The following is a 15,103-nucleotide window of genomic DNA, read 5'->3' as shown; positions in this document are numbered from 1 at the left end:
CCACCGCCCCGGCCCCGCGCCGGAGGCGGTGGGGCGCGGTGGTGGGGGTCTCGGATGTGGCAGTCATGTCGCCTCCGATCCTGACACGGGGGTACGACAACGGGTGCGCGTACGGGGTTTTCGCGAGGTGATCCGCGCTCCCGGTCCGGTCCGCGTGCCGTCCGCATGACCGTTCGGGTGGCCGTTCGGATGGCCGTCCGCCCGGCGGTCGCCGGTGAGCGCGCGCACCGACCGCCCCGGCCGGGGGCCGGACATGACGGAAGACCTGACGTTCGGCAGGGGCCGGCCGCCCCGGGCCCCGGTAACGTCCCCGCTCGTGCTCCGCCGTCCGCCGCCCCTCGCCGTCGACGCCCTCCTGTGGGTCGCCCTCGTCACGCCCGCCGCCGTGTACCGGCCGCCCACCCCGTGGCAGGGGATCGCCGCGGCCGCCGCCCTGGCCGTCGCCGTCGGCGTATCCCGTACCCGGCCCGTGCTCGCGCTGCTCGTCACCGCCGCCGTCGCCGTGCTGGGGCTCGCCGAGTCGCCCGGCACGGTGGCCGCGGCCCAGTTGCCCGCGCTGGCCGTGATGAGCCATCTGCTCGGGCTGCGCGCCCGCCGCGCGCTGCCCGCCGCGCTCGCCTTCGCCGCGATCGCGCTCGTGGGCGCGGCCGTGGTCCTGGTGAACGCGCCGCGCGCCTACACCGGGCTCGTCACGCTCGTCGCGGCCCTGGTGTTCGTCGGCGTACCGCCGTGGCTCTTCGGCCGCTACCGCCGGCTGGACCGGGAACTGCGGCTCGCCGGCTGGGGCCGCGCCGAACAGCTGGAGCGCGAGCAGCGGCACGCCGTGGAGCGGGAGCGGCTGCGCGAGCGCACCCGCATCGCCCAGGACATGCACGACTCGCTCGGCCACGAATTGAGCCTGATCGCGCTGCGGGCCGGCGCCCTGCAGGTGGCCCCCGGCCTGGCCGCGGAGCACCGTACGGCCGCCGGGGAACTGCGGGCCGCGGCGGCCGACGCCACGGACCGGCTGCGCGAGATCGTCGGCGTGCTGCGGGAGGCCGGCGACGACGGGCCGCCGCTGACCCCGGCGGGCGAGAGCGTGGAGGCGCTGGTGCGGCGGGCGGCCGACTCGGGCCTCGCGGTGACGCTGCGCCGCGCGGCGGACGGCGGAGACGGAGCGCCGCCGCCCCTGGTGGACCGCGCGGCGCACCGCGTCGTCCAGGAGGCGCTGACCAACGCCGCCCGGCACGCCCCGGGCGCCCCGGTGGCCGTGACGGTGCTGCGCCGCCGCGCGGAGACCGAGGTTACGATCGCCAACGGGCCGCCCCCGCGCCCCGGGGAGGCGGCCCCGCGGACCGGCGTGCCGTCCGGGGGCGACGGCGGCCCGCCCGTCGCCGGCACCGGTCTGCTGGGCCTGCGCGAGCGCGTGCGGCTGCTGGGCGGTCACTTCCGCGCCGGGCCGCGCCCCGACGGCGGGTTCGCCGTCACCGCCCGCTTCCCGGACGCCGCCCCGCCCCGCGCGGACAGCCCGTACGGCGCTGGCGGTTCGTGCGACGCGTGCAGCCCGTGCGGCGCCGGCGGTCCGTACGGCGGTGCCCACGGTCCGTACGGTGAGCCGGAGTCCCCGCGCCTGCCAGAGCCCGCGCCGCAGCCCGAGCCCGTACCGGCGGCCGCGCGGGCCCGTGCCGCGGCCGAACGCACCGTACGGCGCGGCCTGCTCGTGGCCATCGGCGTACCGGGCGCCCTCGCCGCCGTACTGCTCGCCTCGAACATCGCCTGGAACACCTACACCGCCGCGCGCTCCGTACTGCCGCCCGCCGACTACGAACGGCTGCGGATCGGACAGCCGTACGGTGACGTGGCACCCGTACTGCCGCCGCGCGTGGTCACCGACACGGCACGGGAGCGCGCCCCGGCCGCGCCCCCGGGCGCCGACTGCCGCTACTACCGGGAGAGCGCCGAACTCTTCGTCTGGTCGGCGCAGTACCGGTTGTGCTTCGTGGCCGGCCGGCTGGCCACCAAGGACAGGATCGCCCCCGGCGACCCGGACGGTTCACTCCGATGACCCGGACCCCGGCACCCACCCCGGCACCCATATCGACATCCACACCCATACGAGAAGGAGGTGCGGGCGCGGTGATCCGACTGCTGCTCGCCGACGACGAGACGATGATCCGGGCGGGCGTGCGGGCCATCCTCGCCACCGACCCCGGGATCGAGGTCGTGGCCGAGGCCGCGGACGGCCGGGAGGCGGTCGAACTCGTCCGCGCCCACCGGCCGGACGTGGCGCTGTTCGACATCCGGATGCCGCTCCTCGACGGGTTGGCGGCGTGCGAGGAGAGCCGGCGGGCCGTGCCCGAGACGGCCGTCGCGATGCTGACGACCTTCTCCGAGGACGCGTACATCGCCCGCGCCCTCGGCGGCGGCGCCACCGGCTTCCTGCTCAAGTCGGGCGATCCGTACGAACTCCTGGCCGGGGTACGGGCCGTGGCGGCCGGCGGTGCCTTCCTCTCGCCGACGGTGGCCCGGCACGTCATCGACACCCTCGGCGGCGAGCGCCTGACCAAGGGGGCCGCCGCCCGGGCCCGTACGGACGCCCTGACCGCCCGCGAGCGCCAGGTGCTGGGGCTGGTCGGCGCCGGTCTGTCCAACGCGGAGATCGCCGCGCGGCTGCACCTGGTGGAGGGGACGGTCAAGGCGTATGTGAGCGCGATCCTGGACGGACTGGGCGTCAAGAACCGCGTGCAGGCGGCGATTGTGGCCCACGAGGCCGGACTGGTCTGAGGGCTTGCGGCGCGCCGGGGGCCGGCCCGGACGCGAGCACTCGCACCGCACCGAGCCCGCCCCACGCGGCCGGCGACGTACCCCTCAGCGGGAGCGGGACAGGAGGGGGCGCAGCGGCCCGCGGCGCAGCCGTTCGACGACCGCCGTGCCCGGCCGGACCAGCAGTACGGCGCCCAGCGCGGCCACGGCCGCCCCCAGGAGCAGTCCCGCCGCCACGTCGTGCGGGTAGTGCACCCCGACGAAGACCCGCGACGCGGCCATCAGTACTGCCAGCGGCAGCGCCCAGACGGCGATCCGCCGCCAGGCGAACACCGCGCCCACCGCGAGGGCGGCGGCTATGGTCGCGTGGTTGCTGGGGAAGGACCAGTCGCCCGGCGGCGGGCACTCGGCGATGGTCCGGGCCGCCGCGCCGGCGACCGCGCGACACGGCCGCTCCTCCTCGATCAGCAACTTCGCCACCTCGCTCGTGGCGTAGGCGAGTATCGCCGTGACCGGTGCGACGAGGGCGAGGGCCATGGCGCGTCCGTCGCCGCGGCGCGCCCGCCACCAGGCGAGGAGCACCACGGCCGCGAGGACCACGAGCCCCGCGTCCGTGCCGAATTCGGTCAGTGAGTGGACCCACCCGGGCGTGGTGCGGGCGAAGTCGGTGATGTCGCGGTAGAGATCAGTACTGTCCATGGTCACGGACAGTAGAAATGCGAACCGGGTCATCACACTGGGCGATCGGCACCTCCCTCACCTGACGAAAGTCGGGTCCGGGCGGGGCCGGTGGCCCACCGCCATGATGATGATCGACAAAAGTCGGGCCGGATGGCGGCGGGTACTGACCGGCCGAGCGGCTGATCTCTCGTACAGTTTGCGCGTGGGATCTCTGCGCAATCCGGTCGGGCCGCTTCCCTCCTCCATCTACTGGCGGCGGAGGGCGGTTGCTCTGTCGCTGATCGCCGTGCTCGTCCTGCTGGTCGTGTGGGCGGTCAACTCCACCGATCCGGGCGGCGGGGAGGGCGCGGGCAGGAGCGACAACGGCAAGGGCCCCGCCGCCTCCATCACCCCGGGCCCGTCCTCGACGGGGCCGGCGATCAGCGAACGCCCCGGCGGCCGCGACGAATCGGGCAGCGGCTCCGCCTCCGGCGGGGGCGGCACGGCCGGTACGGGCGGTGGCCACGGCGGCGGCACGGGCGGCGGCTCCGGGGGCGCGGGCGCCCCCGCGGCGGGCACCGGCGGCGCCAACGGCAGCGGCGGCGGCACGGGTGGCGCGGCGGCAGGCGCGGACGTCCCGGACTGCTCCTCGGAGGCGGTCACCCTGACCCTGCGCAGCGTCAAGGACGAGTACGCGCCCGGCGAGAAGCCGACGTTCGAGCTGGTCGCGAAGAACGCCTCGGGCACCACCTGCAAGGTGGACTTCAGCGGCAAGTCGACCGTACTGACGGTCAAGAGGACGGACGCCGGCGGACAGCGGGTGTGGGGCACGGACGACTGCCCGCGCGACCGCGGCGCGCTGCTGCTCCAGGTGCCGGCCAACGGCGAGACCAAGCGGACCGTGGAGTGGGACCGCAAGGGCGGCGCGCCGCAGTGCGGGACGCCGCCCGCGGCGGGGGAGATGCCGCCGGGCACGTACCTCGCGGAGCTGGCCTCCCCGGGCCTGCCGGACCAGCAGGTCTCCTTCGTCCTCCGCGCGGCCTGACGGGGCCCCGAGGGGCCCTGACGGGCTTTACGGGTCTCCGTGCCCGCGCGCGGCCTCAGCGCCCGCCGACGGCTCTCATGCGGGCCCGGGTAACCCCGGGCTCATGGGTGAGCGTTCGACGAGGGCGTCACACGTAGCGTTCGAGGATCGACGACTCCGCCAGCCGCGAGAGGCCCTCGCGCACCGACCGGGCCCGCGCCTCGCCGACGCCCTCGACCGTCTGCAGGTCGTCGACGCTCGCGGCGAGCAGCTTCTGCAGGCCGCCGAAGTGCTCGACCAGCCGCTCGATGACGGTGTTCGGCAGCCTCGGCACCTTGGCCAGCAGGCGGTAGCCGCGCGGCGAGACGGCCGAGTCGAGGGTCTCGGGGGACCCGCTGTAGCCGAGCGCCCGCGCCACCGTGGGCAGTTCCAGCAGCTCCGCGTGGGTCAGGGAGTCGAGCTCGGTGAGCGCCTCGGCCACGGTACGGGCCCGCTTCGCGGTGGGCTCCGGCACATAGTCGCGGATGACGAGCTCCCGCTCGGGCTCCACGCCCGCGATCAACTCGTCGAGCTGGAGGGAGAGAAGTCGACCGTCCGTGCCGAGCTCCACCACGTACTCGGCGATCTCCGTGGCGATCCGCCGCACCATCTCCAGCCGCTGGGCCACCGCCGTCACGTCGCGCACGGTGACGAGGTCCTCGATCTCCAGCGCGGAGAGCGTGCCGGCGACCTCGTCCAGCCGGAGCTTGTACCGCTCCAGGGTGGCCAGCGCCTGGTTCGCGCGGGAGAGGATCGCGGCGGATTCCTCCAGCACGCGGCGCTCCCCGTCCACGTAGAGCGCGATCAGCCGCATGGACTGGCTGACCGAGACGACCGGGAAGCCGGTCTGGATGGACACGCGCTGCGCCGTACGGTGCCGGGTGCCGGTCTCCTCCGTGGGGATCGACGCGTCCGGGACCAGCTGCACGCCGGCCCGCACGATCTTGGTGATGTCCTTGTCGAGGATCAGCGCGCCGTCCAGCTTGCACAGCTCTCGCAGCCGGGTCGCGCTGAACTCGACGTCCAGGACGAAGCCGCCGCTGCACAGCGATTCGACCGTTTTGTCCATGCCGAGGACGATGAGTCCGCCGGTGTTGCCCCGCAGGATGCGCTCCAGGCCGTCGCGCAGGGCGGTGCCGGGTGCGACGGCGCTCAGGGAGGCGCGCATGAGCCCTTCGGTGCCGGAGCTACCGCCGGACTTCCCGGTAGCTGCCGTCCGGTCGCTGGCTGCCACTGCACTCCTCCGGTCGCAGGATTGGGGGCCCGGGTGCGTACGTACGGGCGAGACCAGGGCAAAGTCTACCGGCGGCCGGGCTCCTTATGTGGGGCCGCGGGACCTCTGCCTCGCCGCGGGCCCGGCCCCGGCCGCGCCCCGCGGCTGGATTGTCCGGTTCGGCCCGCCGGTCAGTCCGCGGCCTCCCGTGCCTCCGGCATGCCCGCCGCGCCGCCGCGCCGGCCCGCGCGCCGGGGGAGCACCCGCAGCGCGTCGCCCATGTCGGCGACCTCCAGGACCCGCATGCCGGGCGGGACCTTCCCGGGGTCGGTCGGCACCAGCGCGTGGGTGAAGCCGAGCCGGGCGGCCTCGGCGAGCCGCCGCTGGACGCCCGTGACCCGGCGGACCTCGCCCGCGAGCCCCACCTCGCCGATGGCGACCAGGTTCTTCGGCAGCGGGGTGTCGCTCGCCGCGCTGGCCAGCGCCAGCGCGATGGCCAGGTCCGCGGCGGGCTCGGTCAGCTTCACGCCGCCGACCGTCGCGCTGTAGATGTCGCGCTTGCCGAGCTGGGAGATCTTGCCGCGCTGCTCCAGCACGGCCAGCATCATCGACACCCGGGAGGTCTCCAGCCCCGAGGTGGTCCTGCGCGGCGAGGGGATCTGAGTGTCCACGGTCAGCGCCTGCACCTCGGCGACCAGGGGGCGGCGTCCCTCCAGCGTGACGGTCAGGCAGGTGCCCGGGACCGGCTCGTCCCGCCGGGTGAGGAACAGGCCCGAGGGGTCCGCCAGACCCACGATGCCCTCGTCGTGCAGCTCGAAGCAGCCGACCTCGTCCGTCGCGCCGTAGCGGTTCTTCACGCCCCGGACGAGCCGCAGCCGGGCGTGCCGGTCGCCCTCGAACTGGAGCACGACGTCCACCAGGTGCTCCAGCAGCCGGGGGCCGGCGATGGCGCCGTCCTTGGTGACGTGGCCGACCAGGAGCGTGGCCATGCCGCGCTCCTTGGAGGCGCGGATCAGGGCGCCGGCCACCTCCCGCACCTGGGCCATGCCGCCCGGCGCCCCGTCGATCTCGGGGGAGGCCACGGTCTGTACGGAGTCCAGGATCAGCAGCGAGGGCTTGACGGTGTCCAGATGCCCCAGGACGGCGGAGAGGTCCGTCTCGGCGGCGAGATAGAGGTGCTCGGAGAGGGCGCCGATCCGATCGGCCCGCAGCCGCACCTGGCTCGCGGACTCCTCACCCGTGATGTACAGCGTGCGGTGCTGCTCGCTGGCCGCCTTCGCCGCCACGTCCAGCAGCAGGGTGGACTTGCCGACGCCCGGCTCGCCCGCGAGCAGGGCCACGGCGCCGGGCACCAGGCCGCCGCCGAGCACCCGGTCCAGCTCGCCGACGCCCGTACTGCGCGCGGTGGCCTGGCGGCCGTCCACCTGGCCGATGGGCACGGCCGCGGAGGTGACCCGGCCGGGCGCGGTGGTGCGCACCGCGGGCGCGCCGAACTCCTCGACCGTGCCCCACGCCTGGCACTCGGGGCAGCGGCCGAGCCACTTGGCCGTGGTCCAGCCGCACTCGGTGCAGCGATAGGACGGACGGTCCTTGGCGGAGGAGCGGGTGCGGGCAGCCATGGTGTTCACCGTAGCCGCACGCACTGACAGCCATCGGCGCCGTCGGTCCGGAGCCGGACCGCCCGCCGGCGGGGCGCCCGGCCGGCCCCCTCCGTACGGGCGACCCCCGGTCCCCTCGGCAACACATATGACTGTCCCCTTTTGAGGGAGATTGTCACTCGTGGGGGGTAAACGTTTCCCGTTCCCGGGGCGAACCGCCATCATCCGCCTAGCGTCGCCGCGTATGAGCAGCAGGCGTGAGCACCCCACGCAGACCACCGGCCCGCACCGGTCGCAACGCTCTGCCCCCCGCCACGAGCCCCACGACTCCTCCGAGCGGCGCCCGGCCACCGTGGTCCGCCAGCAGCGCCCACCCGGGCGCTACGAGCCGTATCTCGACGGGCTGTTCACCTACTGCGTCTCCGTACTGTGCGACCACGACGCCGCGACGGCCGTACTGGGCGATGTCCTCGCCCTGGCCGAGCGCCGCCTCGGCCGCCGGCCTGTCCCGGACGACCAGCGCCGCGCCTGGCTCTACGCGCTCGCCCGCTGGGCCTGTCTGCGGCAGCTCGCCGACCGCCGCCGCTCACCCGCCCACCCCGTGCCGGTCGCCGAGGCGGAGGCGCAGCGCCGCCGCCGGGAGCTCGCCCGGCTGGCCTGGCCGGAGGCGGCCGGCACCACGCCCGAGCAGCGCGAGGCGCTCGAACTCGCCGTGCGCCACGAGCTCTCCCACCAGGAGATCGGCGCGGTCCTCGGGCTGGACCGGGAAGCCGTGCGCGCCCTGCTGTCCAGCGCGGCCTGCGAGGTGGAGCGGACGCGTGCGGCGCTGGCCGTCGCCGAGCGCGGCCGCTGCCCCGCCGTGGTCCGCCTCACGGGCGGCCGCACCGTACTGCTGGGCGCCGCGCTCCGCCGTGAGCTCGTCCGCCATGTCGACGACTGCGTGGAGTGCCGCAGTACTGCCGAACGCGTCACCGCGGGTGCGCCCTGGCCCGGCAGTACGGCGGTGCCGGGCGCGCTGCCGGTGCTCCGGGCGCCGCGGGCCGCGACCCACGCCGCCCTGCTCTCCGCGCTGCGGACCCGTTCCTCGTCCGGGCGGGACGGGCCGCGCTACGACCGCCGGGGCTTTCCCGTGGACCCCACGCTCGGGGCCGCCCGCCGGCGGCGGCTGCGCGGCCACGCGGTCACCTCGACGGTCGTCGCCACGGTGGTCGCGGCGCCCCTGTTCGCCCTGTGGGCCGCCTACCGCGAGCCCTCGCCGGCGGACGAGGCCCGCGGCCGGGCACCCCTGTCCGCCCCCGACCGGGGCGAGGCCGGCGAGCGCGCCGGGGACCCGGCCGGCCCCGGCGCGCCGGCCGAGGAGCCCGGCGCGTACGCCTCGCCGGACCCGTACGCGCCCTTCGACCCGTATCCGCCGCTGCCGCCCTTCGCGGTCCCGGGGGTGCCGGGTCCTGTTGGGCCGGACGGTCACGGGGCCGGCGCGCGCCCGGGCGGGCCGTCCGCCGTGCCGTCGGTGACGGCGTACACCGCCGGCACCCATGCCGCGCCCCCGCCGGGCGCGCGACCGCCCGGCGGCGAGCCGGGCCGGCCCGCGCCGGCCCCGCCGGGCGCCCCCGATTTGCGGCCGCCGCCCCAGCCGCCGGCGGACCCCGGCCGGTCCCGCCCGCCGGAGCGGGGGCCGGGCCGGCTCACCGTCGACGCCCGCCCCAGCGGGGAGGCGACCCTGATCACCCTGACCGCCTCCGGCGGCGCGCCGGTGCGGTGGCAGCTGAGATCCGACGCGGACTGGCTCGTTCCGAGCCGATCGGAAGGAGTGCTGCGGCCGGGGGAGACGGTCACGATCACGGTGACCGTGGACCGGGCGCGGGAGCCGGCGGCCCCTTCGGCGCGGGAGAGAGGGGATTCGGCCCGCAGGCCGAGGCGAAGATTCCCGCCCCTTCGGGGCGGGGAAAGGGGGTCCGGCCTTCGGCCGGGAAAAGAGCCCCGCGCCTTCGGCGCAGGGGAGAAGGGGTTCGGCCCGAAGGCCGGGGCAACCCCCCGCCCCTCCGGGGCGAGAAAAAGGAGGTTCGGCCCGAAGGTCGGGGAAGAAGAGCCCGCGCCTTCGATGCGGGGAGGGGGGCCGGCCTTCGGCCGGGAAAAGACTCCCGCCCCTCCGGGGCGGGAAAAGGGGCTTCGGCCTAAAGGTTGCGGCAAAGAGCCCCGCGCCTCCGGTGCGGGAGAGAGAGGGTTCGGCCCGAAGGCCGGGGCAAAGACTCCCGCCCCTCCGGGGCGGGAGAGGGGTTCGCCCCGAAGGGGCGGGAAAGCACCCCGGCCCCGGCCTTCGGCCGGGGAAAACGCCCCGCGCCTTCGGCGCGGGAAAAGCCCGTGGCGTTCACTTCGACGACGGTTACGTCACAGGCAACGTCAACGTGGACGTCGCGCAGATTTCGGAAACGCCGCCAACCTGCACCGCGTAGGGGCCCGGAACGCGGACCCACGCCCCCGCGTCCTCGTCCCAGACCTCGAACGCCCGCCGCCGCAGCGGAACATCCGCCTCGGCCGTCTCGCCGGGCCCGGCCGTGACGGAGGCGAACCCGGCCAGCCAGCGAGCGGGCCGCTCGGGGAGGACCGCGCCCCCACCCCCGTGCCGCGGCGCGAGGTAGATCTGGATCACCTCGCGCCCCGCGCGCGCCCCCGTATTGCGCACCCGGACCCGCACCACCCGCTCCGTGTCCCCCTCGCCCCCGCCGGGGAGCACGTCGATCGCCTCGTACGCCCAGTCCGTGTAGCCGAGGCCGTGCCCGAACCAGTACGCCGGGGCGCGGCCGGCCCGCTCCCAGGCGCGGTAGCCGATGAAGAGGCCCTCGCCGTAGGGGAGCGCGCCGTCGACGGGGGTGACGTCGGTGACGGGCGCGTCGGCGAGCGTCGCCGGCCAGGTCGTGGGCAGCCGCCCACCCGGCTCCGCCGCGCCGAGCAGGACGTCGGCGAGCGCGGCGCCCGCCTCCTGCCCGGGGAACCAGCTCAGCAGCACCGCCGGGACGTCGTCGCGCCACGGCATTTCCACCGGCGAGCCGGAGTTGACGACCACGACCGTGTGCGGGTTGGCGGCCGCCACGCGTCGTACGAGGTCGTCCTGGCGGCCGGGGAGGGCGAGCGACGTGCGGTCGAACCCCTCGCTCTCCACGCGCTCGGTCGTGGCGACCACGACGACGGCGGTGTCGGCGTCCGCCGCCGCGCGGGCGGCCTCCCGCAGCAGGTCCTCGGGGTCCCGCTCGGGCCCGCCGTGCAGGAGCGCGCAGGCCACGACGTCGAGCGGGACGCCGAGGTCCTTGGGCGGGGTGTGCACGAGGCTGACGGCCACCGGCTCGCCCGCGGCGAGTTCGAGGGCGCCGCGCGGGCGGGGCGTGCCGAGGAACGCCTCGAACGGGTCGCCCTCGCCGGCCGGGGCCTCGTGCCCCTCGTGGAGGAGCGTGCCGGCGACGGTGAGCCGGAAGTGGCCCAGGCCCCGCGTGCCGAAGGTGTGCGCCCCGCTCTCGCGGGGGGTGAAGGTGCCGGTGATCTCCACGGTGTGCAGCTCGTTGAAGGCCACTCCGGCGGGGAGGTCCCCGGTCCACAGGACCATGCCGCTCGGCAGCCGCTCCTCGCCGAGCCGTCGGCCGTCCGCCGCCCGGACCACCGCGCGCAGGTCCCAGCCCGCCTCGGCGACGCCGAGTTCCTCGCCGGGGTCGGCCCCGACGGCGTAGGTGAGTTCGACGTGGTCGGGCAGGGCCGCGCGCAGCCCGTCCAGCGGGGAGACCACGGAGGCCGGGAAGACGAGCGCCGATCCGCCGCCGAGGACGCGCGCGTCGCGGGCGGCGCTGCCGAGCACGGCGACGCGGCGCAGGGCCGCGGGGTCGAGGGGCAGGGCGCGCCGCCCGTGGCCGCCGGGGCGGCGTGCGCCGCCCGGGCGCCCCTCGCCGCCGGGGCGGCGGTCGTGGTCCAGGCGCTGGTTGCGCAGCAGGACGAAGGAGCGGCAGGCGATCTCGCGGGCGAGCTCCCGGCCGTCGACGTGGGGCGGCAGGTCCTCGGGGGCGACGGCCGGCGGCGCGCCCGCCAGCGCGCCGGTGCGGGCGGCGAGCAGCAGCACGTTGCGTACGGCCGCGTCGACGAGGGACTCGGGCATCCGCCCGTCGCGTACGGCGGCGGCCAGCGCCTCGCCGTAGACGGTCGCCGGCCCGGGCATGGCCACGTCGAGGCCGCCGGTGAGCGCGCCCACGGTGTCCCGGGCGGCGAACCAGTCGGAGACGGTGACGCCGTCGAACCCCCAGGCGCCGCGCAGCACGTCCCGCTGGAGGGGCGCGTGCTCGGTCATGGTGCGGCCGTTGACGGCGTTGTACGCGGCCATCACCGCCCAGGGGCGGGCGTCGCGGACGATGGCCTCGAAGGGGGCGAGGTAGAGCTCGCGCAGCGGGCGCGGGGCGACGGTGTTGTTCACGGTGAAGCGCTCGGTCTCGGCGTCGTTGGCGACGAAGTGCTTGACGGTGGCGGCGACGCCGCCGTCCTGGACGCCGAGGACGTATCCGGTGCCGATCTCCGCGGTGAGGAACGGGTCCTCGGAGAAGCACTCGAAGTGCCGGCCGCCCAGCGGGGAGCGCTGGAGGTTCACGGTCGGCGCGAGCAGCACCCGCACCCCCTTGCGGCGGGCCTCCTGGGCGAGCAGCCGCCCGGCGCGGCGGGCCAGGTCGGGGTCCCAGGTGGCGGCGAGGGCGGTGGGGCTGGGCAGGGCGACGGAGGGGTCGTCGGCGGTCCAGCGGACCCCCCGTACGCCCACCGGCCCGTCGGACATCACGATCGGGGCGAGGCCGATGTCCGGCAGCGCGGGCAGGGACCACATGGACCGGCCGGCGAGCAGGCGCGCCTTCGCGTCGAGGTCGAGTCCGCCGAGGGCCGCGTCGATGGCGCCGGCCGCGGCCCCGGTGTGGTCGTCGCGAAGGCTCTCGGTCATCGGAACTCCCTTGGGGCGACGGACATCCACTGGTGTCTCCCCCGTGCGGCGGACCGCAATACTGCCGGAACGCTCTCGCGAGTGATCGGAACGCGACGGACGGAGGTCCTCGGCATGGCACGGACGGCAGGCAGAGCTCGTACGGCGGGCACGGCGGATACGGCGGGCACGGCGGGTACGGCGGGTACGGCAGGGGCGGTACGAGGGGCGCGGGCGGCGGGGCGCGCGGCCGGCGCCGGCCGCGGCCGGAACGGGAAGGGCGGCGGCATACGCACACGCACAGGCATACGCATGGGACTGCGGCTGGCCGTCGCGGGGGCCGCGCTGCTGGTCGGCGCGCCGGCCGCGCTCGCGGCGCCGGCCGTGACCGGCCCGGTGGCCCGCGGCGCCTCGGCCGGGGCGCCGGTCACCGAACCCACGGCCGAGGAGCGGCGGCTGTCGCTGGCGGCGCCCCAGGAGATCCTGCGGCGCGCCGGATTCGACACGCTGGCGCCGGAGTTCGGCCGGGAGCTGGCGAAGGCGACGTCCTACCGGCAGGCGGAGCGGCTCGTCACCCGCTACGGGCGGGACCTGTGGCGCCGGGCGGTCGACCGGGCGCAGGGACGCGGGGCCGGCGGCCCGGCCGGGACGCCCGGGGCGTCGGCGACGCCCGGTCAGGAGCTCAGCCGGGACGACGACCGGCCGCTGTACTGGGCGCGGCTGGCCTCCACGGCCCAACTGCGCGCCTGGCAGCCGCGCTTCCCGCTCTCCGACGCGCGCCGCGCCGGGCTCCTCGACCGGCTGGAGCGCGGCTCGCGCGGGCAGGACTCCATCGACCTGCCGGCCGGGCCGGGGGTGAAGCGGTTCGTGATCACCGGCTTCGACCCGTTCCAGCTCGACGCCGACCCGCGGCGCAGCAACCCCTCGGGGGCGGCGGCGCTCGCGCTGGACGGTACGACGGTGGCCACCGCCGACGGGCCGGCGCGCATCGAGGCGGCCGTCTTCCCCGTCCGCTGGGCGGACTTCACGGAGGGCACGGTCGAGCGCACGCTGGTGCCGCACTTCCGGAGCGGCCCTCGCCGGGTGGACATGTTCATGACGATCAGCCAGGGGCGCCCCGGGCGGTTCGACCTGGAGCGGTTCAACGGGGCCTGGCGCGGCGGCTACCCCGACAATCTGGGGGCGTCCCGTACGGAGACGGTGCCGGTGCCCGGCTGGGCGCCGACCGTCCGGCCGCAGCCGCAGTGGACCGCGACCTCGCTCCCGTACGAGCGGATCACGGCGGCGAACACGGGCGCGTACCCCGTGCACGACAACACCTCGGTGACCGAGATCCCGGCCGGCGGCACGGCGGAGGTGGTCCGGCCCGACGGGCCGACCCCCGGCTCGACCGCGCGCGAGGGCGGCGGCGGGGACTACCTGTCCAACGAGATCGCCTACCGGGCGACGCTGCTGCGGGACGCGCTGCGGCTGCGGGTGCCCGGTGGGCATCTGCACACGCCCGTCCTGCGGTTCGGCGCGGGCAACTCCGACCCGGCGACCGGGCAGATCACGGACCCGGAGTTCGTACGGGATCGGGTGGCCATCACCGAGCAGGTGCGGGCGGTGATCGCGGTGGGCGCGGCGGGGGTCCCCGCCACGGGCTGACGCCGGTCGCCGGCGCCGGTGCCGCCGCCGGCGGCGTGCGGGCCGGCGGCGGCGTGCCAGGATGAGGCTCATGATCGTCGCAGCAGCGCAGATGACGTGCCGGCCCGGTGACCCCGAGGCCAACGCCGCCACGATGGCGGAGCTGATCGCCGAGGCCGCCGGGCGCGGGGCCGAGCTCGTGGTCTTCCCCGAACTGGCCCTCAGCGGCTACGAGCCGGACGCGATCCGGGCCGACCCCGGCCGGCTGGCCGTCGCCTCCGCGGAGGACGAGGCACTGGCCCCCGTCGTCGCCGCCTGCCGGGCGGCGGGGGTCGCCGCGGTGGTGAACTGCGCGGCGCGGGCGGCCGACGGGGCGCTCACCATCACGTCGTTCGTCATCGGCCCCGACGGCCGCGCGCTGACCCGCTACGACAAGAACCACGTGACCGAGACGGAGTCCCGCGTCTTCACCCCGGGCCGGGGCGACGGCCGCTTCACCTACCGCGGTGTGCGGTTCGCGCTCGCGATCTGCTTCGACGCGCATTTCCCGGAGCTCACCGCTCGCGCGGCGGCGGACGGTTGCGAGGTCTTTCTTGCCAGCTCGCTCTACGGCAGGGGCAACGGGGAGCGGGAGCGGGAGGAGATCTTCCCCGCGCTGGCGAAGCGGCACGGGATGTTTGTGCTGCTGGCCAATCACGTGGGCCCTGCGGGGGCGTACGAGGGGTGTGGGCTGAGCGCAGTCTGGTCCCCGGACGGCACGGTCCTGGCCGAGGCGGCCGCCTCGGCCGTGATCGTGACGACGCTTCGCCCTCCGGGCGGGTTTGCGCGACGCCCCCGTTGTGGGTCGTCCGCGACGTGACCGTCGCCGCTTTTCCGCCCCTTCGGGGCGGGCTCTTTGCCCCGGCCTTCGGCCCGACGTCGCCTTTTCCAGCCCCGAAGGGGCTGGGTCTTTCCCGGGCCGTCGGGCCGGACTCCCTCTCCCCGCCCCTTCGGGGCGGGTTTTGCCCCGGCCTTCGGCGCAACCCTCTCTCCCGCCCCGGAGGGGCGGGGTCTTTGCCTCGGCCTTGGGCGCGAACCCCCTTCCCGCGCCGAAGGCGTGGGGCTTTTTCCCGCCCCTTCGGGGCGAACCCCCTCTCCCCGCCCCGAAGGCGCGGGGCTCTTTGTCCTGGCCTTCGGCCGTCACGAGCTTTTCCCGCCCCTTCGGGGCGGGGGTGGTGGTTGCGGTCGTGCGCTCTGTTCGTGGCGTGGGTCGGTGCCGCACC

General features: G+C 76.3%; 10 protein-coding genes and 1 pseudogene. 6 read left to right on the top strand and 5 right to left on the bottom strand.

Features of this window, described 5'->3' with window-relative positions; translation table 11 throughout:
• Positions 1 to 316: 316 nt before the first annotated feature.
• Positions 317 to 2,044, top strand: a complete 1,728-nt coding sequence (locus ACSNOD_RS18390) for a sensor histidine kinase (protein ID WP_436768052.1) — start codon at positions 317 to 319, stop codon at positions 2,042 to 2,044.
• Between the two features lie 71 nt (positions 2,045 to 2,115).
• Positions 2,116 to 2,763, top strand: a complete 648-nt coding sequence (locus tag ACSNOD_RS18385; protein WP_436768051.1) for a response regulator — start codon at positions 2,116 to 2,118, stop codon at positions 2,761 to 2,763.
• 84 nt (positions 2,764 to 2,847) lie between these two features.
• Here the strand turns inward: ACSNOD_RS18385 and ACSNOD_RS18380 are convergent, their stop codons facing one another.
• Positions 2,848 to 3,441 (bottom strand): phosphatase PAP2 family protein, encoded by a 594-nt coding sequence (locus ACSNOD_RS18380; RefSeq protein WP_436768050.1) that lies wholly within the window; start codon positions 3,439 to 3,441, stop codon positions 2,848 to 2,850.
• Positions 3,442 to 3,625: 184 nt separating this feature from the next.
• Here ACSNOD_RS18380 and ACSNOD_RS18375 point away from each other — a divergent pair, with 184 nt between their 5' ends.
• Positions 3,626 to 4,447 (top strand): hypothetical protein, encoded by an 822-nt coding sequence (locus tag ACSNOD_RS18375; protein ID WP_436768049.1) that lies wholly within the window; start codon positions 3,626 to 3,628, stop codon positions 4,445 to 4,447.
• A gap of 127 nt (positions 4,448 to 4,574) precedes the next feature.
• On the opposite strand, the gene disA is transcribed toward ACSNOD_RS18375, so the two are convergent.
• From disA to ACSNOD_RS18360, 3 genes are all read right to left on the bottom strand, one after another.
• Positions 4,575 to 5,699: a DNA integrity scanning diadenylate cyclase DisA gene (disA, locus tag ACSNOD_RS18370; protein ID WP_436768048.1), complete on the bottom strand. Its 1,125-nt coding sequence runs from the start codon at positions 5,697 to 5,699 to the stop codon at positions 4,575 to 4,577.
• Between the two features lie 170 nt (positions 5,700 to 5,869).
• Positions 5,870 to 7,297, bottom strand: coding sequence for a DNA repair protein RadA (radA, locus tag ACSNOD_RS18365; RefSeq protein WP_436768047.1), 1,428 nt, complete (start codon positions 7,295 to 7,297; stop codon positions 5,870 to 5,872).
• A gap of 565 nt (positions 7,298 to 7,862) precedes the next feature.
• Complete coding sequence (locus ACSNOD_RS18360; protein WP_436768046.1) at positions 7,863 to 8,204, bottom strand: hypothetical protein; 342 nt, start codon at positions 8,202 to 8,204, stop codon at positions 7,863 to 7,865.
• On the opposite strand from ACSNOD_RS18360, the pseudogene ACSNOD_RS18355 reads away from it, so the two are divergent.
• Positions 8,136 to 9,077, top strand: a pseudogene (locus tag ACSNOD_RS18355) (hypothetical protein); the annotation flags it as partial. The gene ACSNOD_RS18360 and the pseudogene ACSNOD_RS18355 sit on opposite strands and share 69 nt — an antisense overlap.
• Before the next feature lie 582 nt (positions 9,078 to 9,659).
• On the opposite strand, the gene ACSNOD_RS18350 reads toward ACSNOD_RS18355, so the two are convergent.
• Positions 9,660 to 12,236: a glycoside hydrolase family 3 protein gene (locus ACSNOD_RS18350; RefSeq protein ID WP_436768045.1), complete on the bottom strand. Its 2,577-nt coding sequence runs from the start codon at positions 12,234 to 12,236 to the stop codon at positions 9,660 to 9,662.
• A 291-nt stretch (positions 12,237 to 12,527) separates the two neighbouring features.
• Between ACSNOD_RS18350 and ACSNOD_RS18345 the strand changes: the two genes are divergently transcribed.
• On the top strand, positions 12,528 to 13,862 hold the full coding sequence (locus tag ACSNOD_RS18345) for a pyroglutamyl peptidase (RefSeq protein ID WP_436768053.1): 1,335 nt from the start codon (positions 12,528 to 12,530) through the stop codon (positions 13,860 to 13,862).
• 70 nt (positions 13,863 to 13,932) lie between these two features.
• Entirely contained in the window at positions 13,933 to 14,700 is a 768-nt protein-coding gene (locus tag ACSNOD_RS18340) for a carbon-nitrogen hydrolase family protein (RefSeq protein WP_436768044.1), read from the top strand.
• Positions 14,701 to 15,103 lie beyond the last annotated feature (403 nt).

Origin of the sequence: Streptomyces sp. URMC 123, assembly GCF_051386515.1 — a bacterium.
In the GTDB taxonomy this organism is placed as follows: domain Bacteria; phylum Actinomycetota; class Actinomycetes; order Streptomycetales; family Streptomycetaceae; genus Streptomyces.
The sequence above is the reverse complement of the archived record's forward strand: the minus strand, read 5'-3'. Positions and strand labels throughout refer to the sequence as shown.

What these genes read in the sequence shown, in the direction of transcription:
- ACSNOD_RS18380 (WP_436768050.1), bottom strand. Translation starts at nt 3,441, where the DNA reads ATGGACAGTACTGATCTCTACCGCGACATCACCGACTTCGCCCGCACC.
- radA (WP_436768047.1), bottom strand. Translation starts at nt 7,297, where the DNA reads ATGGCTGCCCGCACCCGCTCCTCCGCCAAGGACCGTCCGTCCTATCGC.
- ACSNOD_RS18360 (WP_436768046.1), bottom strand. Translation starts at nt 8,204, where the DNA reads ATGGCGGACGAGCTCACGGCGGAGCGCGGCGCCCAGCAGTACGGTGCG.
- ACSNOD_RS18350 (WP_436768045.1), bottom strand. Translation starts at nt 12,236, where the DNA reads ATGACCGAGAGCCTTCGCGACGACCACACCGGGGCCGCGGCCGGCGCC.
- ACSNOD_RS18345 (WP_436768053.1), top strand. Translation starts at nt 12,528, where the DNA reads ATGGGACTGCGGCTGGCCGTCGCGGGGGCCGCGCTGCTGGTCGGCGCG.
- ACSNOD_RS18340 (WP_436768044.1), top strand. Translation starts at nt 13,933, where the DNA reads ATGATCGTCGCAGCAGCGCAGATGACGTGCCGGCCCGGTGACCCCGAG.